Origin of the sequence: Exiguobacterium sp. s48 (genome assembly GCF_018617395.1) — a bacterium.
GTDB lineage: Bacteria > Bacillota > Bacilli > Exiguobacteriales > Exiguobacteriaceae > Exiguobacterium.
Map to the genome: position 1 here is coordinate 1,962,124 of NZ_JACSKC010000001.1, position 21,788 is coordinate 1,983,911.

Below are 21,788 nucleotides of genomic sequence, written 5' to 3' on the forward strand. Positions count from 1 at the left end.
TTGACGAACTGAAAGAGGTGATTGGTATGAAAGCTGTCATGAGTCGTTATTCGATTTTACTCATCTTCCCTGTTCTCGATGCGTTGCTGAATATCATTAATTACTCGTATCACTTCTTCTTAGCACGAGGTTTGACCAGTCAAGACTATGGTCTTTTGAATGCTTATCTCGCCCTTCTCGGTCTATTGCTCATTATCGGGAGTGCCGTCCAATGGATCGTCACCCGAAACTTAGGACAACAAATCGCAACCGATTACCGGTATATCGAGCGAATGATTTTGCTCATTGCGATGGGTCTGTCCAGTATAGTTCTTATACTTATTCCATATATTCTTCCTTTATCTAGGATTAACCTCTTTTTACTTGCAGTTACAGTATTTTTCCATATTCTCGTGTCGTTCCGACGTGGTGTGTTGCAAGCGAATGAACGATTTTATGCCTTAACGCTCTCTTATTACGTCGAAGCGATTGTCAAAGTAGGCGTCACGTGGATTTTTCTTGAGAACCTCGATATCACGCTCGCGCTCATTGGGATTGTGATCGGAATGGTCCTGACGTATGGACTCAGTATATGGCAAACACATTTCCCAGAAACCGCCGGAGAGAAAGAATTTCATGGTCTATTTCAGCTCATTCACGTCCAAATCGTCATGACACTCTTTTTCTCGGTCGACAGTCTACTCGTCACACGATTTTTCCCATCACTCGTTGGAGATTATTCCGTCGGTCTACGCTTTAGTCAGCTCGTCTTGTTCGTCTGTCTCTCGATTTTCCAAGTGCTGTTACCACGTCTGAGTCGAGCAGCCGAAACGGATTCATTCTTGTCATTTGAACGTACGGTGTTCCGTTTATTATTGGCAACTCTCGGAATCATCACCGTGCTATATTTCTTAATCATCCCATCGGTCGTCCCTGTCTTCTTCGGACAAGGGTACGATGAGGCCGGATATTATGTACGCTATATGATTTTTACGTATATCGGCATCATCATCGTCCAATACGAGGCGATGTTGCAATTTATTTTACGGAACACTCACTATTTACGGTGGTACTGGGCATTGCTCTTCGTATTCCTCACCGCCCTGTTCTTGTTCCGGCAATCGATGGAAATGTGGCTATTCGCTCAAGCAGTCGTGTTACTTGGAGGCTCGCTACTTCTTCGTTTTCGTTTCCACTCTGAGCGACGTCGACATTTAAAGGAGGAATCGTGATGAAACCAACGTTACTCTGCTTATCTTGGCGAGACATCAAACATCCGAAAGCAGGAGGGGCTGAAGTATTCACACATGAGATGCTCGCTTACGTGGCCCCTCGTTACAACATCATTCATTTGTCCCCTCATATCGAAGGACGTGAGGACGAGGAATGGATTGATGGTATTCGTTATATCCGCTCCGGTACGGACGTTACGAGCATCGTAGAAGCACGGCGCTACTTCAAAGCCCATGAGGATGAAATCGACCTCGTCCTCGATCAGATGAATACACACCATTACTTCACACCGTTCTATGTGCCGGCACACAAACGCGTTCTCTTCATCCATCAATTGACGCGTGAGATTTGGCGCATCAATCTTCCCCCTCCCGTTTCATGGGTCGGGGCATGGACAGAAACGAGTCGTCTACGTCTCTATCGGCAAAACAACGTCTTGACCGTCAGTCAATCGACGGCAGATGACTTGATTGCAGTCGGCATTCCAGAGTCGCACATCACAATTTTGCCGGAAGGACTCAACTTCACACCGTGGCCAGAAGAAGAATGGTTTGAGAAAGAAGAGCATCCTACGTTCTTATATGTCGGCCGCATGTCCGCTTATAAAGGAATCAATGATGCCGTCAAAGCGTTCGTTTCCATCAAGCGCGACTTTCCGACCGCCCAACTGTGGATCATCGGGAAGAAGAATGAGGCGTATATCGCTGAACAACTTGACCCGATTACACCAGAGGACATGCGATCGGATATCCATTATTTTGGCTTTGTGAGTGAAGAAGAGAAACTCGAGCGGATGAGTCGAGCGACGGCCCTTCTCTTCCCATCTCGTCGTGAAGGTTGGGGACTGACCGTCAGCGAGGCTGCTGCCGTCGGAACACCGACCATCGTGTACGATGCCCCTGGGCTTCGAGACGCGGTCCAACATGGAAAGCTCGGTTATATGACGATGGCACAAACCGCAGAGGCGCTCGCTCTCGAAATGAGACGCTGCTTGAACGACCAAGATCACTATGAAACCGTGAGACACGATGCCCATACGTTTGCGAAAACCTTGCAATGGAGTCGCACCGGTGCGGCATTTGAACAATGGTTGACCGACAAGCTCGGAATCTTGATTCAGGAAGGGAGAACATCATGATCGGAATTGCGATGTCAACGTATTGTAACGAAGAAATTATTCGGGAAACAATTGAATCGATACAACGGCAAACGACTGAATTCGTCTGCGTGATCGCAGATGATGGTTCGACCGATCGAACCGTCGACGTCATGCGCGAACTGACTGCAGGAGATGATCGGTTCATCATCTTATCACTTCCACACGGAGAGCGGGGTATCGCCCGTAAAGAGTCCATTGGGCGTCTTCGCGAACTGCATGTAGACGTCTTATACGTCATCGACTCGGATATGGTATTGACCGACGGCTTGCTAACGAGTTGCCTGCTTTATCTTCAACACCACGAAGAGGTCGGTGCGCTCGTCATCCCGGAAGAAGCCTATAGCACCTATACCAATTTCTTCTCCAAAGTAAAGGTGTTTGAGCGTAACCTATTCCAAATTCCTGAAGAAAAAATCGATGACCGTTCGATCGAGGCGGCACGCTTTTGGCGAATGGAGGCGTACGAAGCATCAGGTGGAATCAATCCCGCTCAAATTAGTTTTGAAGAAACCCAACCGACCATTCGTTACATTCAACAAGGTGGCATCATCCGTCGCGCCACGTTCACCTCTGTGAAACATAATGAGAAGGAAGTGACGCTTCAGAATTTGCTTGAGAAGAAGCGGTATTACTTCCAAGTGATGCCACAGACGCTCGAGACCGAAGAAGGAGGTTTCCGAAAGGCGCTGGCGCGTTGGTATTTCTTTAGACCGGTGCTCTACCATCCATCAAACCTCAAAAAATATAGACGACACCCGGTGTTAACATTAGGGGTCGCCTACATGTATCTTCGATTAACAACGATTGGGGTATCGCAACTCGTTACCCATAAGTTCGGGAAGAGTGATCCCGTGACTGATACAAAATAAAGTCGCCGTACTGGGTTGGGATGACGAAGCGCTTCAATTCGCTCGTCTCCCCCGCCTCGAACGGGACAACGAGATTTTCAGAACTGACCAAATCACCACTCTCATAAAACAGACAGTACGCATTTCCAAGATCGTCTAGAAACTCCGTCAACATATCCGCGACTCGATATTGATTCGTTTTCATATTGACGGCTTGTTGCCCAACATCGCGCATGACACGAATCACATACTCATCAATTTTCATCGGTTTCGTCATGATGCGCTTGACGTTCCCGTAATTGACCGCCGCAATCAACGTATGGGTATGCGTATAGTCGGTCAATACGATTTGATGGATGAGCGGGAATTTTTTCTTCACGTACGATAATAGTTCGACCCCATCTGTATGCGGAAGCCGTAGTTCCGTGATGACGACGTCGATATCACTCGATTCTAGAATCGAGATCGCTTCCGTCGCCTCTGTCGCTTCAAAAATGAGTTCTCCTTCTTTCATCAACAGACGAGCTAACGTTTTTCGCGTATGGTCATGCGGTTCGACGAGTAAGTAATTTGCCATGTTGTGTACCTCCATTTTCATTAAGAAAGGGTGTTACGTAATGAAACTACTTCTATTATCCGGTGGGTCTGGAAAGCGTCTATGGCCACTGTCAAACGATATCAACTCGAAACAGTTCATTCGATTGCTCGACGACGGACACGGTTCTAAACAATCCATGATTGAACGCGTTTTCTCACAATTAAGTGATATGGAATTAAACCATGATGCCTTTATTTTAACAAATGCACATCAACGTGACGCCATTGTCTATCAAATCGGAACCGACGCCAATATCATCACCGAACCAAGTCGCCGCGACACGTTCCCCGCAATCGTACTCGGCGCAAGTTATTTGAACGAACAACAGGTCGACCCAGATGAAACGGTGCTCGTGATGCCGGTCGACGCTTATGTCGACCTCCGCTTCTTTGAATACTTCCCTCAAGTCGATCAAGCGGTCCAAGCGAGTGACTATGCCTTGCATTTGATTGGGGTCACACCTCTTCATCCGACGTCAAAATACGGATATATCGTTCCGGATGAGACGGCTCAAGTATCCTCGGTTCGCCTGTTCCAGGAAAAACCGACCGTCGATGTGGCAGAACAGTTGATTGAACAAGGTGCGCTCTGGAACTGTGGGATCTTTGCTTGCAAGTTGCATCTGTTACTTGATGAACTGTCAGAACGAAACTTACCGACCACCTATTCAGACCTCACATCCCGCTATGACGAATTAGAAAAGACTTCGTTCGACTATGCTGTTGTCGAACATGCGGAGTCCGTATTCGTTCACCGCTACAACGGAGATTGGAAAGACTTAGGGACATGGAACACGTTGACCGAAGAAATGACGTCCACAACTCACGGTCAAGTCGACCTGTTTGAATCGACGAACACCCATGTGATCAATGAATTGAACCTTCCCTTGATCGGGATTGGGTTAGAAGACCTTGTCGTCGCCGTCAACGCGGACGGGATTCTCGTCTCGACGAAAGAAGCGACCCCACAGTTGAAAGATTATCTCGCCTCATCCGACGACTATCCAAAGTTCAAATGGAAGCGATGGGGACAGTCGGAAGTCATTCATCATGAGACGCTAGCAGACGGACACCATAGCGTGACACGACGCATGCTCGTTCAAGCAGGGAAAGAACTCAGTTACCACTATCATGAAGAGACCGATACGATTTGGACGATGCTTCAAGGCACAGCGACCGTGACGATTGATGGAGAAACGTTTGAGGCGAAGCCGACCGACGTCATCTCAATCCAACGCGGCGCGGCTCACACGCTCAAAGCACAAGAAGATGTCGTGTTTATCGAGGTTCAGTATTCAAACGATTGGACGCTTGACGATGCTTGTCCTGTACCATCTCCACTTGATAAACAGTATTGACGCGATGCGTCGTTGGAACAGGGACTTCACTTGTAACGATTTCCATCTTTCCGGTGAACAAGTGAGGTCCTTTTCCTTTTGGAATGAAGAAATGTTCGCCTGCTCGAATTGCCTGTGTGCCGTCCTCATCTTGAACGAACCCTTCACCCGAAACGACCGAGATTAATCGGAATGTTTCAGCCCGCTCTAAAATAGCCGGAGTACCGTCTACTTGATGTCGCATAATCGTGAACGATGGTTTTGAAATCAATTCAGTCGTTAATCCATCTTCCAAGTTTGTTCGCACGAGTTCATCTGTACGACGGTCTGGGATGTTCATCACTTCAACCGCTTTCTCGATATGAAGTTCGCGAAGGTTCCCCGCGTCATCGACACGATCGAAATCGTACAGTCGATACGTCCGGTCGCTCGTCTGTTGAATTTCAAGTAAGACGACACCCGGTCCAAGCGCATGTACTGTACCGCTAGGGATGTAGATGAAATCTCCTTTTTTCACGGGTTGTGTCTTCAAACGAGTCGCCCATTCTTTTTGTTGCACACATGTATACACTTCTTGTTTGGCACGGAACGTATGACCGACGATAATTTCCGCATTCGGTTCCGCATCTAACACATACCAGCACTCTTCTTTTCCGAACTCTTCTTGTTCTAGACGTTGCGCCTGCTCATCGTTCGGATGAACCTGTACCGATAAATAGGCACGCGCGTCGAGTAACTTGACGTGTAACGGGAACGTGGCGAATGGGTAAGGTCCGAATAACTCCAATCGGTGAGCATCCCATAAATCTGCTAGCGTCTGCCCTTCATACGGTCCATTTTCAAATACGGTCATGCCATTTGGATGTGCGGATGCCGCCCAACACTCTCCAATCTTCCCTTCCGGCAGTGAAAGATGAAATAACGTCTCTAGCTGACGGCCACCCCAAATACGTTCTTTAAACACCGGTTTGAGTTTATACATATGTGCTGCGTTTCTCAAAAAGAAGAAACGACTCCCCCTTCCTGTATTTTACCTAGATATACCCTTTAAAAGGGAGTTTCTATCCAATTTCCGAAGCGGGATATGTGAACAATGAAAAACCTCACGAGCCCTACCCGAAATCGAGGCACCGTGAGGTTTCATCTTCCTTATTTGATTAATTCGAGTTCGACCGGGATGTTTTCTTCCACCGTTTCACCTTTCAGGTGGTTGATGGCCGCTTCCACACCCAACTTACCAATCTCAGTCGGTTTTTGCGCAACCGTTGCAGCCATCGTTCCATCCTCAACCGCTTTGACCGCATCGTCTGTCGCATCAAATCCGATGACTTTGACATCGCTCATACCAGCCGCTTCGAGCGCTTGAACAGCACCGAGCGCCATCTCATCGTTATGTGCGAATACAGCGACGATGTCTTTATTGTCTTGCAAAATATTCTCCATGACCGTCAACCCTTCTGCACGGTCGAAGTTTGCCGATTGTTTTGCCACGACTTCTAATTTTCCATCGATGGCTTCGTTGAATCCTTGTCCGCGATCACGTGTCGCAGAAGCTCCAGGAATCCCCTCGAGCTCGACGACTTTTTGCCCTTCGCCTACGAGTTCGACCATGTAGTCACCTGCCAATTGGCCACCCGCAACATTGTCTGATGCCACGTGTGCGACGACGTCACCTGTTTCAGCGTTACGGTCTACCGTGATGACGGGAATCCCGGCATCGTTCGCTGCTTGTACAGCCGCACCGACCGCTTCTGAATCTGTTGGGTTAATGAGAATCAAATCCATACCCTTTTGAATCATGTCTTCCACGTCGTTCACTTGCTTCGCAGCATCATTTTGCGCATCCGCTACAGTCAACGTCGCATCCATTTCTTTCGCCTGTTCTTCTGCGCCTTCTTTCAATGCGACGAAGAACGGGTTATTCAGTGTCGAAATCGATAAGCCAATCTCATAATCCCCATCTTTCGTTTCCGTTTCTGATGTTGACCCCGGTTGTTCAGTCGAGCATGCTGCCATCAATACCATTGTCAGTGCGAGTAGCCAAGCTGTCCATTTTTTCATGTTCCGTTTCCCCTTTCGCGTGTTACGCGTTTTGTCGACGATCAAGCAATACTGCAAACAATATAACTGCACCTTTTACGACGAGTTGGAAGAATGATGATACGCCGAGAAGGTTCAATCCGTTATTTAATGTTCCGATGATCAACGCCCCGATCAACGTCCCGACAATCCAGCCGCGACCACCCGCAAGGCTCGTTCCCCCGAGAACGACGGCTGCGATGGCATCGAGTTCATACGACGTTCCTGCTGTCGGTTGTGCGGAATTGAGACGTGACGTCAAAATGATACCAGCGAGTGCCGCAAGCATCCCGGATAACGAATAAATCATGATTTTGACTTTATTGACGCCAATCCCCATCAATTTAGCCGCTTCTTCATTTCCACCGATTGCGTACGTGTGACGACCGAATGTCGTCTTCTTCAAGATGAAATACAGGACACCGAATGCGAGTAGCATCGTCAATGCCGGCACCGGAATGATCCAGAAGTAACCACGGCCGAGCATCTCAAACCAACCTGAATTTCCGAGACCTGTGATCGGTCTTCCGTCCGTATAGACGAGCGTCAATCCGCGATAAATGGTCATCGTGGCCAATGTTGCGATGAACGGTGCCACTTTTCCGTACGTGATGACTGCGCCGTTGAACGCTCCGAGAACGGCTCCCGCAATCAGACCGAGTGCAACGGCCATAATCGCATGTTGCCCATCCACCATCATGCCTGCCACTAGTGCAGAAGCGAGCGCTAGAATCGACCCGACCGATAAATCGATGCCCCCTGTCAAGATGACAAACGTCATCCCGAAAGCGATCAAGGCATTGATCGATACTTGTCGCAGTACGTTGAAGATATTATTTAATGATAAAAAGCCTGGTTCGAGCGCCGTCACGACGACGATGATGACGAGTAGACCAAACAACGGTCCTAACTTTTGTCCCCATCCGAGTCGACCCGGGCGCTTCAGCGAAGTTGTTGCTTTCAATTCCATATCATTGCCCTCCTGTCGCATACGTCATTACTTTTTCTTGTGTCGCCTCTTCTTTCGTTAGCGTTCCGGTCACGACACCTTCCCGCATGACGACAATTCGATCACTCATCCCGAGCACTTCTGGTAAATCAGAAGAGACCATGATGATGGCGACTCCCGATTCCGCGAGGTCGCTCATGATGTTATAAATCTCTTTCTTGGCACCAACGTCGACGCCTCGAGTCGGTTCATCCAAAATCAAAACGTCCGGTTCAACACCTAACCATTTACCGAGCACAATCTTCTGTTGATTCCCACCAGACAGCGACTTCACTTTCTGCTCCATCGAATGATGTTTGACCCGCAATTTTTGTAAGTATGTCTCGGCGAATGTTGCTTCTTGTTGTTTCGAGATGACGGCCCCTTTCGATCGTTTATCGAGTGTCGGAAGTGACAAGTTTTCTCTTAGGGAAAAGTCGAGAAGCAAGCCCTCTCCTTTTCGGTCTTCTGTTAAAAAGGCGATCCCGTGTTTGATGGCGTCGGCCGGAGTCTTGATTCGAATCGGTTTCCCGTTCAGTTTGATGACTCCCCCTTTGTGGGTGTCCGCCCCGAACAAAGCACGCATCACCTCGGTCCGTCCCGCTCCCATCAATCCGGAGAATCCAACGATTTCTCCGGCACGAACGTTGAATGATACGTTGTGGAACCGGTTACCGATTAAATCATCTACTTCGAGTACGACGTCCCCTAGTTTAGAGGCACGCGTCGGATAGCGTTCCCCGATCTCGCGACCGACCATATCGCGTACCGTTTCCTCAAATGAGGTGTCTTGAATCGTACGAGTCGAAATGGATTGTCCGTCCCGGAGGACCGTGATCCGGTCGCATAAGTCAAAAATCTCTTCCATCCGGTGTGAAATATAGATGATGGACACACCTTGGTCCCGCAACGCCCGTGAGACGGCGAAGAGCGCCTGAATTTCGCGGTCCGTCAAGGCGGCAGTCGGTTCATCCATGACGATGACTTTCGCATCCGTCATGAGTGCCTTGGCAATCTCAATCATCTGTTGTTGACCGACAGATAAGTTGCGCGCTACTTCATCGACATCCATAAACACGTTCAGTTCCGCCAAGTATTCTCGAGCTCGTCTAGTCATCTCCTGTTGCTTGACCATCCCGAACGGTCCTGTCAGTTCTCGACCTAGAAATAAGTTTTCCGTCACCGTCATCTCCGGTAAGATATTGAGCTCCTGATGGATGAAGGCGATGCCTTCTTGCTCCGCTTCTTTTGGGTGCTTGAATTGACGTTTCTTCCCATCGATGAGAATCTCTCCTTCATCCTGCGCATGAAGACCCGTCATCACCTTCATCAATGTCGACTTCCCAGCCCCGTTCTCGCCCATGAGTGCATGAATCTCTCCAGGTAACAGTTCAAAATCGACCCCTTTCAAGACGGAGACCGGACCGAACGACTTATGGATGCCTTTCAACTGAATATGCATCGAATCCCCCCTTAAAAAATGACCCCGGCGTGTAAAATGACGTTGGCGTAAGGTGTCGCTTCCCCAGTTCGAATGACCACTTTTGCTTGTGCGACCTCTCGTTTGAAGTCTTCATGCGAACACATATCGATACTCGTGTATCGTTCTTTCAGTGAATCTGCAATCGTCGGATTATGCGCGATGATTTCCTCGGCAATCGTGATGCGCTCGACGACCAAATCCGATTCGACGACATCGAGCACTTCTAGAAAGGAAGGTTCTCCGATGCGAAGGCTAAGATCGACCCGCTTCACACCGTCTGGAATCGGTAGCCCACAATCGGCGATGACAACACGGTCTGTATGTCCGAGATCGGCAAAGATTTTTGCTAAATGACTGTTTAAAATCCCATGTTTTTTCATTACACGCGCTCCAATCGTTGTTGTACATCTTCTCGTGTCGGCATACCACCTTGTGCGCCAAACCCTTCGACACTCATACCGGACGCGACTACGGCAAACCGTACGGCCGTCTCTAAATCCTCTTGCTCGATGAGGGAGACAGCGAGCGCACCGTTGAACGTGTCACCAGCTCCTGTTGTGTCGACGACGTTCGCTCGGATGGCTGGCACATGCCGCACTTCTTGTCCATCATGGAATCGGACACCACGAACGCCTTCCGTGACGAGTAACTTGTTCGGATATCGTTTGAGAACATCATCCACGGATAACCCCTTAAATAAATCCCGGCATTCATGTTCGTTCGGCGTCAAGTACGTGACGTCTTCAATCACTTCTAACGGGAGCGATTGAGACGGAGCCGGATTCAATAGTACTGGGATTCCTTTCTTTTTGCAGTAAGCGGTCACTTGTCGAACGGTCTCGATTGGAATCTCGAGCTGTAAGAGTACGAACGACTGCTCATCGAAAAGATGATCCAGTTCCTCTTCCGTGAAAATGACTTGCTTGTTCGCCGATTGGACGACGACAATTGAATTATCTTCTTCAGCCAATACGATATGGGCTGTACCCGTCACTTCATTCGGTACGACCTGAACGTGCGAAACATCGACGCCATGCTGTTTAAAATTTTCAACAACCTGTTGACCGAACGGGTCGTCCCCTACACAACCGACCATCTGAACTGCACTCCCTAATTTAGAAGCAGCGACTGCCTGGTTCGCACCTTTCCCCCCTGGAACGGTACGGAACGACTCGCCGATGACGGTTTCCCCTGCTTGCGGACGTTTGTCGGACGTGACGACAAGGTCCATCGATATACTGCCAATGACAACAATGCGTTTCATTCTTTATCTCTCCTTCCGCTTTGTCGTTTGTCTCTCTAACAATGCGACTGGTAATAACATCTCTTTTGGTCGTGTATCTTTCTTCTCAATCAAATCTAGCAATCGCTCGGTCGCGACTCGACCCATCTCATAGATGGGTTGCACGATGGTCGTCAGTGGCGGGGACGTCATCTCGCCTAGCTCGATTCCGTCATATCCGATGACCTGTAGTTCTTCCGGGACACGAATGTTCCGACGGACGGCTTCCTGCAACACCGCGGCTGCAATCACATCGTTCGCTGCGAAGATGCCATCAAACGGCCAAGCATGGTCGAATAGCTCTTGGGATGCTTTCAATGCATCTTTAAATGCGAACGCGGACTCGGTCATCCCGACGAGTCGATCGCCGGCCACCTCGACAAATCCTTCGGTTCGACGCTGAACCGTTTTAAGATGATCGGGTCCGGCAATATGTGCAAGTCGCATCGCCCCACGCTGTATCAACGTGTTGGCCGCCAATTTTCCGCCCTCGTATCCGTCCGATATAACCGCATCGATTCCCGCTTTGACGATTCGGTCAAGTGCGACCATCGGTAAATTCAACGTTTCATAATTCGGATTGTGCGAATGATTCGTCGTGATAATCAAACCGTCGACATGCATCGTTTGCAAGGCGACTAAATACGTCTGTTCTTTTTCCAGTTGTTCGTCCGTGTTACATAAGACGACTTGATACCCATGCTGATTGGCGACATCTTCAATTGCCCGAGCCAGCTGTGGAAAGAACGGGTTTGTGATGTCTGGCATGATGAGTCCAATCAAATTCGACGATTTTTTATAAAGTGAACGCGCGACTCGGTTCGGTGCGTAGTTCAGTTCCGAAATCGCCTTTTCGACTGCTTCTTTCGCCTCTTCGCTCACATATCCGCTTTTGTTCATGACGCGTGATACGGTCGCCACTGAGACATTCGCATGTTTTGCTACTTGTTTGATGGTCGCCATTTGACATCCTCCGTTCTGGAAACGCTTACAAAACCATCTTAATGTGTAACCGGTTACATATCAATAGTTTTTTATGATTTCATAGAAAAACACATTGAAACAGTGCTTCAATGTGTAGAAAACGTCGGATTTAGTTGGACATGGACGAGGTTTTCTACCGTTCGTCCATCGAGTCGGGTCAATTCTTGCGTTTTCGTGAACGCATAAGTGAACCCACATTTCTCAACGACGCGTCGCGATTGGTCATTGAAGCTAAAATAGCCACACCAGATTCGCTCCAGTCCTAACGCTTCAAATCCGAATCGAATCATCGCCTGAACGGCTTCTGGCGCGTAACCATTTCCCCAATAATCGGGGCTGAGCACATAACCGATCTCACGCTGTGCATCATGTTGAATCGACGAGTCCGGTCTTCGATCATGTAACCCGATGCTACCGATCACTTGCCCGGTCTCTTTCAAGACGATTGCCCACACGTCTTTTTCCTCGATAAACAGTTGAATGACGTCCCTCGTTTCGTCAATCGATTCATGAGGTGCCCAACCAGCCATCGGTCCGACTCGATCATCTTTTGCATAATGGTACATATCTTCTGCGTCTTCTAGCGTAAATGCTCTTAAGATCAATCGTTCTGTCTCCATCTTGATCATACTAACCCATCCTTTTCCTTCAAGTTGTTTCTTTCCCCGACCTAATGGGAAAACGTTAGGCGAGGAGGAATGAACATGCCATTTGATTATGACTTAAACTTCGATGAAATCGACTTCCGACAACAACCGGAACTGTACCGGGTCGGCCGTGGCGAACAAGGAGTACTACTCGTTGAGCCGTATAAAAGTGAGATTTTGCCCCATTGGCGATTCAAGACGCCTGAGATTGCGAAACAATCTGCCGAAGAAATCATGGAATTGTTTGAAGCGTATCGTGCGAACGATGATTTCGTCGGGATGGACATGGCTCGAAAGTTCATCCAAATGGGGTATACACGGGCCCGGCGCTATGCCAATTATAAAGGCGGTCGTAAATATAAAGAAGATGGTGACATTCACGAGCGCGAAATCGACGAAGAGAAGGCAGAATCTGCCCGTATCTTTAAAACATATTGGGATCAACTCCGTGCCGATGAGGATTATTTGCGACGTAAAAAGGCACATCAAAAAAAATATGGTTAATCGCGCACCATCACTTGGAACGGAACCTCATTTCGCTCAAATGATGTGATGGTACGAAATCCAACCGTTTCGTATAGATGAATCGCTCGTTCGTTAAAAGAGGCGACGGTCAAACGAAGCGGTTTTCTTCGTTCCATCGCTCTCTCCACGATGTATGTTACAAACGATTTTCCATATCCTTGTCCCGTCAAATCAGGTCGTAGCCCCAATCCGATGTCCGTGAAATCTGAAGAATATAGATATGTCGAATTGGGTACTTGTGCAGCAACACCGATGCAATAAAATCCAATCAGCTCATGCTCCGCTACAATCGCCTGATACGTCATCAACTCGGCGATGCCCTCTTCAGAAGGCGGTTGATTATAGAAGTCATAAGGAGCTCCGTACGTCCATTCTTGAATTTGACCTGCCCATTCACGCGTCATCGGTCGGTGATACATTCGTCTTCCCTCCGTACTCTTTTCACAAGTTCTATGTAAAAAAGATGAGGTCGCCCTCATCCTTATTTTCGAGTCCATTCTGCCGTCATCGCCACGTCTGCTGCGTGCATCAAATTATGAATCGGACAGCGTGCCTCGACAGCCTTTCTTAATGCTTCAATCCGTTCATCCGATTCGGTCGTATCCAACACAACTTTCATATGCGTCGACTCAAAATATGTTCGGACACCTTCCATCCCTTGGAACCCTCGTGGATCGAGCGTTCCTTCCGTCACAAATTCGACTCCTTCGTACTCGAAGTTTAAATCCTGAGCGGCATAGGCAATCATAATGGTTGTACAAGACGATTGGGCACCGAGAAGATACTCGAGTGGATTCGGTCCCTTATTCGTTCCACCGAGTCGTTCCGGCTCATCTACGATAAATGGGGTGTGCTCGCCTACACGTACAGTCGTCTTGACGCCTCCCGCTTCTCCCTCGGCACGCATTGTCACTAACGGTCTATCAGACATATGTCATCCTCCTTTCAAAAATCAACCACTACTTTCTTCCCGTTATTTCGGACCATGTAACGCATCATCGTAGATGGCATAGTCATTTTTTCCATCCTGCTTGATTTGATACATCGCCTGGTCCGCTTTATGAATCAACGTATCTAAATCCGTCCCTTGTTCTGGGGCGTGACTGACCCCAATACTTGCTCGGATTGGAATCGTCACATCCGACGTTTGATATGGGTTCTGATTCAATGTCATCTGAAGTTTATGAATAAAGTCGCGCACTTCCGATTCCGTTAAATCCACTAAATAAATATAAAATTCGTCCCCGCCAACTCGAGAGGCCAATCCGACGTCTCGTGTCGACGTCTCTAACAGGCCACCTAAGTGTGTTAAGAAATGATCCCCGATCTGATGACCATACGTGTCGTTAACCGCCTTGAAGCCATCTAAATCAATAATCAGCAAAGACAATCTGGCGGAATCAAGCAACGCATGGTCCGCCCGCTCATAAAACGCACGCCGATTCGCTAATTTTGTGAGCGGGTCATGATAAGCGAAGAAACGGATTGTTTGCTCGGCTTCTTTAAACGAGTGAACATCCCGAATGATGATCATCCCGTGAATCGTGCGGTCGATATCGACGAAGTCCCCATCAATGACGACATACCGTTCTTGGCCGGATTTCGTCATAATCTTCGTTTCGAACTCCAAAAACTTTTTCCGTGTCCGAAAGTGTTGACTGTAGTGCTCCATCCACTCTGTCTTTTTCTTTTCTGGCAATAAATCAATAAAACGTTCATTCATGACACGCACCGTATGGAACAATGTTCGTGCGGCCGGATTGGCGCTCTCTACTCTGCCGTCCGGGTCAAGCAGTAAAATCGCTGAGGGGTTCAAATTATATAAGGTCCCGTAGCGTTTCACATAAGAGGTCAAAAAGTCCAATCGGTTCATCGCAATGACCAAAGCGACTGCCCAAACGAGTCCTCCATACATATAAGAGTACGGCGGGATGAGACCACGGAATTGAAAATAACCGAATACGATATCCCATATCAAGATGACAATCGCCGTCCAAAATAGCATACGCAATACACGCTGATGTTCTCTTCGTTCCGTTCGTCGTAATGCATAAAAAATCAGACCAATAATCAAAGAATGAAAAATATTCCCGACCGTCAACGTAATCAAATAAGATGAATTGAACTCTGGGTAAATCCAAATCCCGATCTGTTCAAACTGTTGACTGTTCGTGATATTTTCTCGACGAATATATGTCAGGATGACCGGAATCAATGGTAAGTAAACGGCCCATGGATAAATCCATCGCGGTGCCTTCGCTCCAACACCTGTGATGTTCAAGATGAAGTGCACGGAAAAGATAAAAATCAGAATCCCTGCATTTCCAAACCAATAGGCGATGAGTGCTGGACTATATTCGATTGGAGAAAGATGACGGACAAACTCCGCCAAGAAGAGCATCGAATAACCGAACACAAACAGGCTCAGCAAACGATGCTCCACTTTATTCGGATTGCGTTGAAAGACATCGAGTGCTAAAAAGCCGAGTAAAAATGACGGCAACAAATAGACCGCCAGATAAATAAACATCTCGGTCATGTGGAACCTCCTCACCTGTTCGTCTTCTATTATTCGTTATTCTGCGTACTTTTCCCTTTTGAAAGCGACAAAAAACGGGATGGTTCACATCCCGTCTCTCACTCAATAAACCTTACAACGTCTCTTCAATCGGGGTATCCCCTTTAATTAAATCAATCGCTTTGTTCTGCGCATGCGAATGATTATGAAGGACGTGCACCAAGAATGAGGCCACGTCTTCACGCGGAATCTCTCCGCTACCCTCAAACTTCGTATTCACTTTGCCCGTACCCGCATCGTCTGTCAATGCACCCGGACGAACAATCGTGTACGTGAGACCACTCTGTTCGAGTAAGCGGTCTGCATGATGTTTCGCGACATAGTACGGTTTCATCGAATCTGGCCAAGCCGAGCGATCCTCTGCTTTCAAGGCGCTGACCATGACGAAGTGTTTGATGTTCCCGTTCGCTTGCGCGGCTTCAATACTCTTCGCTGCACCGTCTAGGTCAATCAAGAGGGTCTTATCTGCCCCAGTGCTTCCACCAGAACCTGCAGCGAACACGACGGCATCCATTCCGTCCATCGCCTTCTGCAAATCTTCAACCGAGCCTTCGAGGTCTCCGAGTACTGCGTTGTATCCTTTTGACTTGAAGTCATTTAGTTGTTCTTCTTTGCGCACCATCGCCGTGACGCTGTGCTTTCCTTCCTTGTGTAACTTCTCCACCAATTGGTGACCAATCTGACCGTTTGCACCGATAACAAATACGTTCATCTGTCTTCCTCCTCAAAAATGAATTCAGAGACAAGCGAAACGCCGGGTAGCCGTTGCTACATCCGGTGCAGAAGCGATGGCAGAGATGACGGCAACGCCGTCAGCCCCGTCAGCCATAATAGCAGGGACATGCTTTGGACGAATGCCCCCGATCCCCACAATCGGAAGCAGTGGGTAGTGTCGGCGAACTTGTTGAATCAGTTCCGTACCACGCACATGTCCCGCATCCAACTTACTTTGCGTCTCATGAATCGGACCGATGCCGACATAATCCGCAAACGGAAGAGCCGTTCTGACTTCCTCCATCGTATGGACAGACACCCCTAACCATTTATCAGGTCCTAGTCGTTCCCGAACGCGTTCAGCAGATAAGTCATCCTGTCCAACATGGATGCCATCCGCGTCAATCGTGAGCGCCAAGTCGACGTCGTCATTGACGATGAACGGAACACCTGCTTCTCGACACAGACGTTGGAGCGTCCTTGCCATCGCTTCTTTTTCATCTCCATACAATGCATCTTTACCTTTTTCGCGAAATTGAAAACATGTCACACCACATCGAAGTGCCGTTTCTAGAGTCTTCACTACATCGTCTGTATTCATCGTCCCACAAACAAAGTAAAGACGGAGCTGCTCAGCGAGTGCTTGTTTCGTATAGAACGTCAACGGTAATCACCTCTTCTTTCGCTAAACGATGTCCCCAGTGATTCGTCGGTCCATGACCTTGTCCAAGCGATAATCCATGCGTGATGGCTTGATGGATAAATTGTTTCGCATCTACGACAGCTTGACGAAGTGTCTTCCCGTATGCCAGTTCAGCTGTCAATGCGGCAGAGAACGTACATCCCGTCCCATGCGTGTCTTTCGTCTGGATTCGAGGGGCCTTTACTTGAAACGCTTCAGTTCCAGTCATGATTAAATCAACAGCATCCTCTTCTTCCGTGTGCCCACCTTTAATAATGACGACATCGACGCCGAGATGCTGAATCGCCTGCGCGGCTTTCATGCGGTCTGCCTCGGTTCGAATTGTCATTCCAGCAAGTACTTCTGCTTCAGGAATATTCGGGGTCACGACTGTCGCCTGTGGTAGCAGCTTCGTGCGCAGTGCTTCGACCGCACTTTCTTGTAACAAGGAAGCGCCTCCTTTTGCCACCATGACAGGGTCGACCACCACATGCTCGAAACGGTGACGTTCAAGCGCATTCGCCACCGCTTCAATCCGCTCTGCATCCACCAACATCCCGGTTTTACATGCCGTAATCTGAAAATCGTCTGCCACCGCATCGAGTTGCTTCGTAATCATTTCCGAGGAAATCGTTTCGATTCCATGAACACCAAGTGTATTTTGAGCAGTGATGGCAGTAATCACGCTCGTCCCGAACACACCGAGTTCTTGAAACGTTTTTAGATCGGCTTGAATGCCTGCCCCTCCTCCTGAGTCAGAACCTGCAATCGTCAACACTTGTGGTCTCATGATGTCGACACCTCGATTCGATTCGTCGGGATGGCATGTTGCGTCAATTGATGGAGCGCATTTAAAAAGTGAATCGGAAAGTCTCCCGGTCCTTCTGCCCGTTCACTCGCCAACTCCCCGCAATAGGCATAGCCTGACATGGCGGTCACTGTCGCTTTGAGGGCATTCTTTTCGACTGCTAGACAAGCTCCGACCACCGCACTGAGTAAACACCCTGTACCGGTCGTCTCAGTCATCCGTTTCGTCCCACCGCGGATTTCCATGACGACACTCCCGTCACTGACCATATCTTCTTTGCCAGTCACGGCCACGACACATCCGTATCGTTTCGCCGCTTCAAGCGCCAATTGTCGCGGCTCGCATGCCCCGTCACCCGCATCGACACCACGAGTCGCCCAATCAACGCCAATCAATGTCGCAATCTCTCCTGCATTTCCTCGAATGACCGACACACGAACGTGACGCAAAATGCGTTCGACCACATCTCGTCGAAATGACGTCGCTCCGACTCCGACTGGGTCGAGGACAATCGGACATCCGGCTTCATTCGCCGCCTGCCCTGCACGAATCATTGTCGCTTCGGTCATCGTTCCAAGCGTCCCGATATTTAACACGAGCGCATCGCTTACGAATGTCATCTCTGCCACTTCTTCAATTGCATCTGCCATCACTGGCGAGGCGCCGATTGCGAGTAGTCCATTCGCTGAAAAATTCGCCACGACCGTATTTGTGATGTTGTGGATCAACGGAGCCTGTTGTCGAACCTCGTTCCAAATCTCATGTCTCATTGGTTGACCTCCTGCGACAAGGTCCACGACTCAAGCGTCCACGCCATTTCCCAAAAGGCGACTTCGTAATAGCAACTCTTCAAGAACAGTTTCGTATAACGTACGCGCTCCTCCTCCGTCGCCTGACCAGCCAGTTCATCCAATCGATCGATTTGTTCTTCCACCAATTCACGGAACCACTCTGAACCGTACGTCGCAATCCAGGCCGAATAAATCGGATGGTCCGGACGCTTGTCTTTCAGACGTTCGCCAATCTCGTAATACACCCAGTAGCATGGAAGAATCGACGCCAATACGTCTCCGAGTGTCGGTCCTGCCTGCTGCATATGGAGCGCATACGCATAAGCGGTCGGGGCCGGTTCAAAAGTCGCCAATTCGACATCCGTCACGTTAAGCATCGTAAAGAACTCTCGATGGAGTGAGAGTTCCGCTTCGATTGTGTGTAAGGCATGCGTTAAAAAGCGGCTCGATAACTCCATCGTCGGTGCGAGGGTTGCTCCTTTGGCCTGTACTTTTGAAAACTGATTCAAATAATACGAGTCTTGCATGACATAATGTCTGAATTTCTTCTCATCGAGCGTCCCTTCTCCGAGTGAACGGACAAACGGGTGATGAAAGCTTGCTTCAAACAATCCATCTGCCTCTTGACGTAAGTGATCTGTGAATTTCATCTAAATTCCCCCTTATGATAGTCAAAAAGACGCCGCCTCCCATAACGGAAGCGGCGTCTCGAACAGTCATATCTAGATGAAACCAGATGAGTCGTTTCGCCCACTTCCCTACGCTAGCGTGAACTAGATCAGGTTCAAAGGGTCTGGACCATGTCCATCTCAGCCGCGTGACGCGACTCCCCTAGTGGCAAACATTATGAAATTCAGTCGTCTTCGACCACATTCTATCAATCTTTTCATCCGTTGCAAACCTTTTCTCGCTCAAATCGTCAAATCCCCGGTTTATACACTAGCGTCCCGTAATCAGTAAATACATATTAAATGCGACAAGACCGAGGGGAAGCATTGAGACCAAAATAATCGGCCATTTTTTTAATCGAATACCGACAAAGAGGACAAGACTTCCGACAAGTAGAGCAATAAATGTCGTATATGGATTCATGAAAAAACGCTCCTTTCTCTATAAGGAGCGTTTCCCGGCTCACGCCGTCATTAATCGTTCGAATGTCGAAGGGTTGCACATGCAGCACGAACGCGTCTAGCTTCTTCTTCTCGGAACACGAAATCGCCTTGTTCGGCGACACGTTGCGCACAAAAGAAGAAGAGCGACTGCAATCGGCCATGCGTGTCTTCAATAGAACTCAATTCAGCTGAAGCATATGTCGCCCCGAGCATCTCCCATAACTCTTCCGGCAAGTGGTCGCGCATCCCGTCTCCCGATTTCCCAAGATTCACGGAGAAGTCCGTCGCATAGCCGATGTTCCATTCCATCATCTGACGGAGCATATTTCGCATGATGTCGAGGTGGTCGAGCGCGTATAGCACTTGATGTCGCTTGATTCCTTTGATGACATAAAGCGATACCCACCAAAACTCATTCCAACACGCTGCATACTCGTCAGCAGACGGACGTTTCACGCGATACGATCTGTCTGACGGCGTGACGACCGAATGATGATCTCGGTCAAAGATTATTTGACTGAGCGAGTCGGCTTCAAGCATCCCTTCAAGTTGATCCACACTTCGAATCGTCAAATCAATCCGATGTCCGCCCACATATTGCACTAAAAACGTTACATGTCGTTCGGAATCAGCCGTTTCAGGTGTCTGCATGATCAAGATCTCTCCAAATATGTCGATCCAAGAACGATCGGCCGCAACCGCTTGAACGTCTTTCACATAAAAGGCAAGGTCGACATCTTGATACAGATCAGGTCGAGTACTCGGATTGACGAGCGAGCCGTTCAAGACGACCGTTCGAATTTGGTCATTTTCTTTTGCGAACGCGACCAACTGTTCAATGATTTGTTCTTGTTTCATTCTACAATCGCCCCCAATGAGCGCGCGACTTGAATCGCCTGCATCGCGTCTAATTTTGTTTGTTGTAACGTCACGTTCGAAAAATCAACCCCATCGACAACTGCTCCTCTAAAGTCGGCACCGCGGCATACCGCATGTTGAAGTGTCGCCCGTGACAAATCGGCCTGATGCCAAACCGTCTCGGTCAAGTCCGTTCCGTACAAGTCCGCCTCGACTAAACGAACGTGGGACCAATCCATTTTCTTGAGCGACACATGACGAAGATTGACGAACGACCAGTCCCCTTCTGTTACACGGACGCCCTCGAACTGACTCTCCTCAAAAGATGACCCGGTCATTTTGCATTGTTCAAACTCACTCGTGAACAAGTTGGCACCATGAAACTGACAGTTTAAAAATGAACTTCCGACATGACGGGACGCATTCCATTTCGAATCCGTGAAATCGCAGTTGATGAACTGACAGCGCTCCGTCTGTAGTTCCGTCGCATCGATGTATGTGAAGCGACAGTTCTCGAACGTGACATGTGACAGCTCTTCGTCACGGAGCGTCACGTCTCGAAAATCTTCATCTCGATAGTGCGTATGTGATTGAAACATAATATCCCTCCTTCAGGTATACTAGAATAGATTACAAAGATTGGAAGTGATATAGATGGATCTCGTATTTCCGACAGAACAGGGCGTCTTCAATTACCGCGTCGCTGGTATTTTTGTGAAGGACGGTCACGTATTGATTCACCGAAACGTCCGGGATGACTTTTGGGCACTACCTGGTGGTCGCGTGACGCTCGGTGAAGAAGCCGCAACGGCTCTCGCGCGCGAGTTACATGAAGAACTGAATATGCGTGTGACCGATACCGAGTTCGCATTCGTGCACGAGAACTTGTTTACCTATAATGACCAGCCGTTCCATGAGATTGGACTATACTTTTATGTAGATGGTGACCTCCCGCTCCAAGACGGGGACTTTTATGGACCTGAAGGAGACCACCTCATCTATCGTTGGCAAAAACTTGACCGTCTTCAAGACATCACGCTCTACCCAGAAGTACTTGCTCAACTACCAAATCGCTTGCCCGCTCATTCACTCAATCCGTCTTGA

General features: G+C 48.6%; 26 protein-coding genes and 1 riboswitch. Of the genes, 6 read left to right on the forward strand and 20 right to left on the reverse strand.

From position 1 onward, the window contains the following. The first annotated feature begins 26 nt into the window (after positions 1–26). From KNO66_RS09915 to KNO66_RS09925, 3 genes are read left to right on the forward strand one after another with little or no spacing between them, the layout of a single operon-like run. On the forward strand, positions 27–1,211 hold the full coding sequence (locus KNO66_RS09915; protein WP_214742257.1) for a lipopolysaccharide biosynthesis protein: 1,185 nt from the start codon (positions 27–29) through the stop codon (positions 1,209–1,211). Continuing rightward, positions 1,211–2,350: a glycosyltransferase family 4 protein gene (locus KNO66_RS09920; RefSeq protein ID WP_214742258.1), complete on the forward strand. Its 1,140-nt coding sequence runs from the start codon at positions 1,211–1,213 to the stop codon at positions 2,348–2,350. Before KNO66_RS09915 ends, KNO66_RS09920 begins: the two co-directional genes overlap by 1 nt. After that, positions 2,347–3,240, forward strand: coding sequence for a glycosyltransferase family 2 protein (locus KNO66_RS09925; protein ID WP_214742259.1), 894 nt, complete (start codon positions 2,347–2,349; stop codon positions 3,238–3,240). The genes KNO66_RS09920 and KNO66_RS09925 overlap by 4 nt, the downstream gene beginning before the upstream one ends. Here the strand turns inward: KNO66_RS09925 and KNO66_RS09930 are convergent. Continuing rightward, the gene (locus tag KNO66_RS09930) at positions 3,194–3,796 is read right to left on the reverse strand and encodes a response regulator (RefSeq protein ID WP_214742260.1); all 603 of its coding nucleotides are present in this window, start codon (positions 3,794–3,796) and stop codon (positions 3,194–3,196) included. The genes KNO66_RS09925 and KNO66_RS09930 overlap by 47 nt on opposite strands. 40 nt (positions 3,797–3,836) lie before the next feature. Between KNO66_RS09930 and KNO66_RS09935 the strand changes: the two genes are divergently transcribed. Next, complete coding sequence (locus KNO66_RS09935; RefSeq protein ID WP_214742261.1) at positions 3,837–5,174, forward strand: sugar phosphate nucleotidyltransferase; 1,338 nt, start codon at positions 3,837–3,839, stop codon at positions 5,172–5,174. On the opposite strand, the gene KNO66_RS09940 is transcribed toward KNO66_RS09935, so the two are convergent. The 8 genes from KNO66_RS09940 to KNO66_RS09975 all read right to left on the reverse strand — a co-directional run bounded on the left by KNO66_RS09940 (position 5,095) and on the right by KNO66_RS09975 (position 12,598). Then, the gene (locus KNO66_RS09940) at positions 5,095–6,135 is read right to left on the reverse strand and encodes a type I phosphomannose isomerase catalytic subunit (RefSeq protein ID WP_214742262.1); all 1,041 of its coding nucleotides are present in this window, start codon (positions 6,133–6,135) and stop codon (positions 5,095–5,097) included. The genes KNO66_RS09935 and KNO66_RS09940 overlap by 80 nt on opposite strands. Positions 6,136–6,302: 167 nt before the next feature. Next, positions 6,303–7,214 carry a ribose ABC transporter substrate-binding protein RbsB gene (rbsB, locus tag KNO66_RS09945; protein ID WP_214742263.1) on the reverse strand — a complete coding sequence of 304 codons (912 nt, stop codon included), beginning with the start codon at positions 7,212–7,214 and terminating at the stop codon, positions 6,303–6,305. A 22-nt stretch (positions 7,215–7,236) separates the two neighbouring features. Beyond that, positions 7,237–8,202: an ABC transporter permease subunit gene (locus tag KNO66_RS09950; RefSeq protein ID WP_214742264.1), complete on the reverse strand. Its 966-nt coding sequence runs from the start codon at positions 8,200–8,202 to the stop codon at positions 7,237–7,239. Between the two features lies 1 nt (position 8,203). Beyond that, positions 8,204–9,682 carry a sugar ABC transporter ATP-binding protein gene (locus KNO66_RS09955; protein WP_214742265.1) on the reverse strand — a complete coding sequence of 493 codons (1,479 nt, stop codon included), beginning with the start codon at positions 9,680–9,682 and terminating at the stop codon, positions 8,204–8,206. Between the two features lie 11 nt (positions 9,683–9,693). After that, positions 9,694–10,083 carry a D-ribose pyranase gene (rbsD, locus tag KNO66_RS09960; RefSeq protein ID WP_214742266.1) on the reverse strand — a complete coding sequence of 130 codons (390 nt, stop codon included), beginning with the start codon at positions 10,081–10,083 and terminating at the stop codon, positions 9,694–9,696. Next, complete coding sequence (gene rbsK, locus KNO66_RS09965; protein WP_214742267.1) at positions 10,083–10,967, reverse strand: ribokinase; 885 nt, start codon at positions 10,965–10,967, stop codon at positions 10,083–10,085. The genes rbsD and rbsK overlap by 1 nt, the downstream gene beginning before the upstream one ends. 3 nt (positions 10,968–10,970) lie before the next feature. Then, positions 10,971–11,948, reverse strand: coding sequence for a LacI family DNA-binding transcriptional regulator (locus KNO66_RS09970; protein ID WP_214742268.1), 978 nt, complete (start codon positions 11,946–11,948; stop codon positions 10,971–10,973). Positions 11,949–12,055: 107 nt separating this feature from the next. Then, the gene (locus tag KNO66_RS09975) at positions 12,056–12,598 is read right to left on the reverse strand and encodes a GNAT family N-acetyltransferase (RefSeq protein WP_214742269.1); all 543 of its coding nucleotides are present in this window, start codon (positions 12,596–12,598) and stop codon (positions 12,056–12,058) included. Positions 12,599–12,673: 75 nt separating this feature from the next. Between KNO66_RS09975 and KNO66_RS09980 the strand changes: the two genes are divergently transcribed. Then, complete coding sequence (locus tag KNO66_RS09980; protein ID WP_214742270.1) at positions 12,674–13,120, forward strand: DUF4385 domain-containing protein; 447 nt, start codon at positions 12,674–12,676, stop codon at positions 13,118–13,120. On the opposite strand, the gene KNO66_RS09985 is transcribed toward KNO66_RS09980, so the two are convergent. The 11 genes from KNO66_RS09985 to KNO66_RS10035 all read right to left on the reverse strand — a co-directional run bounded on the left by KNO66_RS09985 (position 13,117) and on the right by KNO66_RS10035 (position 21,283). Continuing rightward, entirely contained in the window at positions 13,117–13,560 is a 444-nt protein-coding gene (locus KNO66_RS09985; protein ID WP_214742271.1) for a GNAT family N-acetyltransferase, read from the reverse strand. The genes KNO66_RS09980 and KNO66_RS09985 overlap by 4 nt on opposite strands. 62 nt (positions 13,561–13,622) lie before the next feature. After that, complete coding sequence (locus tag KNO66_RS09990; protein WP_214742272.1) at positions 13,623–14,072, reverse strand: OsmC family protein; 450 nt, start codon at positions 14,070–14,072, stop codon at positions 13,623–13,625. A 42-nt stretch (positions 14,073–14,114) separates the two neighbouring features. Continuing rightward, positions 14,115–15,680, reverse strand: coding sequence for a GGDEF domain-containing protein (locus KNO66_RS09995; RefSeq protein ID WP_214742273.1), 1,566 nt, complete (start codon positions 15,678–15,680; stop codon positions 14,115–14,117). A 112-nt stretch (positions 15,681–15,792) separates the two neighbouring features. Continuing rightward, a complete protein-coding gene (locus KNO66_RS10000) occupies positions 15,793–16,431 on the reverse strand; it encodes an SDR family oxidoreductase (protein ID WP_214742274.1) in 639 nt (212 codons plus the stop codon). 24 nt (positions 16,432–16,455) lie between these two features. Beyond that, entirely contained in the window at positions 16,456–17,097 is a 642-nt protein-coding gene (gene thiE, locus KNO66_RS10005) for a thiamine phosphate synthase (protein WP_214742275.1), read from the reverse strand. After that, complete coding sequence (gene thiD, locus KNO66_RS10010) at positions 17,066–17,905, reverse strand: bifunctional hydroxymethylpyrimidine kinase/phosphomethylpyrimidine kinase (protein ID WP_214742276.1); 840 nt, start codon at positions 17,903–17,905, stop codon at positions 17,066–17,068. Before thiD ends, thiE begins: the two co-directional genes overlap by 32 nt. Continuing rightward, positions 17,902–18,693, reverse strand: a complete 792-nt coding sequence (gene thiM, locus KNO66_RS10015; RefSeq protein WP_214742277.1) for a hydroxyethylthiazole kinase — start codon at positions 18,691–18,693, stop codon at positions 17,902–17,904. Before thiM ends, thiD begins: the two co-directional genes overlap by 4 nt. After that, complete coding sequence (tenA, locus tag KNO66_RS10020) at positions 18,690–19,364, reverse strand: thiaminase II (protein ID WP_031421962.1); 675 nt, start codon at positions 19,362–19,364, stop codon at positions 18,690–18,692. Before tenA ends, thiM begins: the two co-directional genes overlap by 4 nt. An 88-nt stretch (positions 19,365–19,452) precedes the next feature. Further along, positions 19,453–19,557: riboswitch (TPP riboswitch) on the reverse strand. Between the two features lie 96 nt (positions 19,558–19,653). Further along, entirely contained in the window at positions 19,654–19,806 is a 153-nt protein-coding gene (locus KNO66_RS10025; RefSeq protein ID WP_214742278.1) for a hypothetical protein, read from the reverse strand. Between the two features lie 50 nt (positions 19,807–19,856). Next, on the reverse strand, positions 19,857–20,684 hold the full coding sequence (locus tag KNO66_RS10030; RefSeq protein ID WP_214742279.1) for an aminoglycoside 6-adenylyltransferase: 828 nt from the start codon (positions 20,682–20,684) through the stop codon (positions 19,857–19,859). Continuing rightward, the gene (locus KNO66_RS10035; RefSeq protein ID WP_214742280.1) at positions 20,681–21,283 is read right to left on the reverse strand and encodes a pentapeptide repeat-containing protein; all 603 of its coding nucleotides are present in this window, start codon (positions 21,281–21,283) and stop codon (positions 20,681–20,683) included. The genes KNO66_RS10030 and KNO66_RS10035 overlap by 4 nt, the downstream gene beginning before the upstream one ends. 55 nt (positions 21,284–21,338) lie before the next feature. Between KNO66_RS10035 and KNO66_RS10040 the strand changes: the two genes are divergently transcribed. Continuing rightward, the gene (locus tag KNO66_RS10040; RefSeq protein WP_214742281.1) at positions 21,339–21,788 is read left to right on the forward strand and encodes an NUDIX hydrolase; all 450 of its coding nucleotides are present in this window, start codon (positions 21,339–21,341) and stop codon (positions 21,786–21,788) included.

What these genes read in the sequence shown, in the direction of transcription:
- KNO66_RS09915 (WP_214742257.1), top strand. Translation starts at nt 27, where the DNA reads ATGAAAGCTGTCATGAGTCGTTATTCGATTTTACTCATCTTCCCTGTT.
- KNO66_RS09920 (WP_214742258.1), top strand. Translation starts at nt 1,211, where the DNA reads ATGAAACCAACGTTACTCTGCTTATCTTGGCGAGACATCAAACATCCG.
- KNO66_RS09925 (WP_214742259.1), top strand. Translation starts at nt 2,347, where the DNA reads ATGATCGGAATTGCGATGTCAACGTATTGTAACGAAGAAATTATTCGG.
- KNO66_RS09930 (WP_214742260.1), bottom strand. Translation starts at nt 3,796, where the DNA reads ATGGCAAATTACTTACTCGTCGAACCGCATGACCATACGCGAAAAACG.
- KNO66_RS09935 (WP_214742261.1), top strand. Translation starts at nt 3,837, where the DNA reads ATGAAACTACTTCTATTATCCGGTGGGTCTGGAAAGCGTCTATGGCCA.
- KNO66_RS09940 (WP_214742262.1), bottom strand. Translation starts at nt 6,135, where the DNA reads ATGTATAAACTCAAACCGGTGTTTAAAGAACGTATTTGGGGTGGCCGT.
- rbsB (WP_214742263.1), bottom strand. Translation starts at nt 7,214, where the DNA reads ATGAAAAAATGGACAGCTTGGCTACTCGCACTGACAATGGTATTGATG.
- KNO66_RS09950 (WP_214742264.1), bottom strand. Translation starts at nt 8,202, where the DNA reads ATGGAATTGAAAGCAACAACTTCGCTGAAGCGCCCGGGTCGACTCGGA.
- KNO66_RS09955 (WP_214742265.1), bottom strand. Translation starts at nt 9,682, where the DNA reads ATGCATATTCAGTTGAAAGGCATCCATAAGTCGTTCGGTCCGGTCTCC.
- rbsD (WP_214742266.1), bottom strand. Translation starts at nt 10,083, where the DNA reads ATGAAAAAACATGGGATTTTAAACAGTCATTTAGCAAAAATCTTTGCC.
- rbsK (WP_214742267.1), bottom strand. Translation starts at nt 10,967, where the DNA reads ATGAAACGCATTGTTGTCATTGGCAGTATATCGATGGACCTTGTCGTC.
- KNO66_RS09970 (WP_214742268.1), bottom strand. Translation starts at nt 11,948, where the DNA reads ATGGCGACCATCAAACAAGTAGCAAAACATGCGAATGTCTCAGTGGCG.
- KNO66_RS09975 (WP_214742269.1), bottom strand. Translation starts at nt 12,598, where the DNA reads ATGATCAAGATGGAGACAGAACGATTGATCTTAAGAGCATTTACGCTA.
- KNO66_RS09980 (WP_214742270.1), top strand. Translation starts at nt 12,674, where the DNA reads ATGCCATTTGATTATGACTTAAACTTCGATGAAATCGACTTCCGACAA.
- KNO66_RS09985 (WP_214742271.1), bottom strand. Translation starts at nt 13,560, where the DNA reads ATGTATCACCGACCGATGACGCGTGAATGGGCAGGTCAAATTCAAGAA.
- KNO66_RS09990 (WP_214742272.1), bottom strand. Translation starts at nt 14,072, where the DNA reads ATGTCTGATAGACCGTTAGTGACAATGCGTGCCGAGGGAGAAGCGGGA.
- KNO66_RS09995 (WP_214742273.1), bottom strand. Translation starts at nt 15,680, where the DNA reads ATGACCGAGATGTTTATTTATCTGGCGGTCTATTTGTTGCCGTCATTT.
- KNO66_RS10000 (WP_214742274.1), bottom strand. Translation starts at nt 16,431, where the DNA reads ATGAACGTATTTGTTATCGGTGCAAACGGTCAGATTGGTCACCAATTG.
- thiD (WP_214742276.1), bottom strand. Translation starts at nt 17,905, where the DNA reads ATGAGACCACAAGTGTTGACGATTGCAGGTTCTGACTCAGGAGGAGGG.
- thiM (WP_214742277.1), bottom strand. Translation starts at nt 18,693, where the DNA reads ATGAGACATGAGATTTGGAACGAGGTTCGACAACAGGCTCCGTTGATC.
- tenA (WP_031421962.1), bottom strand. Translation starts at nt 19,364, where the DNA reads ATGAAATTCACAGATCACTTACGTCAAGAGGCAGATGGATTGTTTGAA.
- KNO66_RS10025 (WP_214742278.1), bottom strand. Translation starts at nt 19,806, where the DNA reads ATGAATCCATATACGACATTTATTGCTCTACTTGTCGGAAGTCTTGTC.
- KNO66_RS10030 (WP_214742279.1), bottom strand. Translation starts at nt 20,684, where the DNA reads ATGAAACAAGAACAAATCATTGAACAGTTGGTCGCGTTCGCAAAAGAA.
- KNO66_RS10035 (WP_214742280.1), bottom strand. Translation starts at nt 21,283, where the DNA reads ATGTTTCAATCACATACGCACTATCGAGATGAAGATTTTCGAGACGTG.
- KNO66_RS10040 (WP_214742281.1), top strand. Translation starts at nt 21,339, where the DNA reads ATGGATCTCGTATTTCCGACAGAACAGGGCGTCTTCAATTACCGCGTC.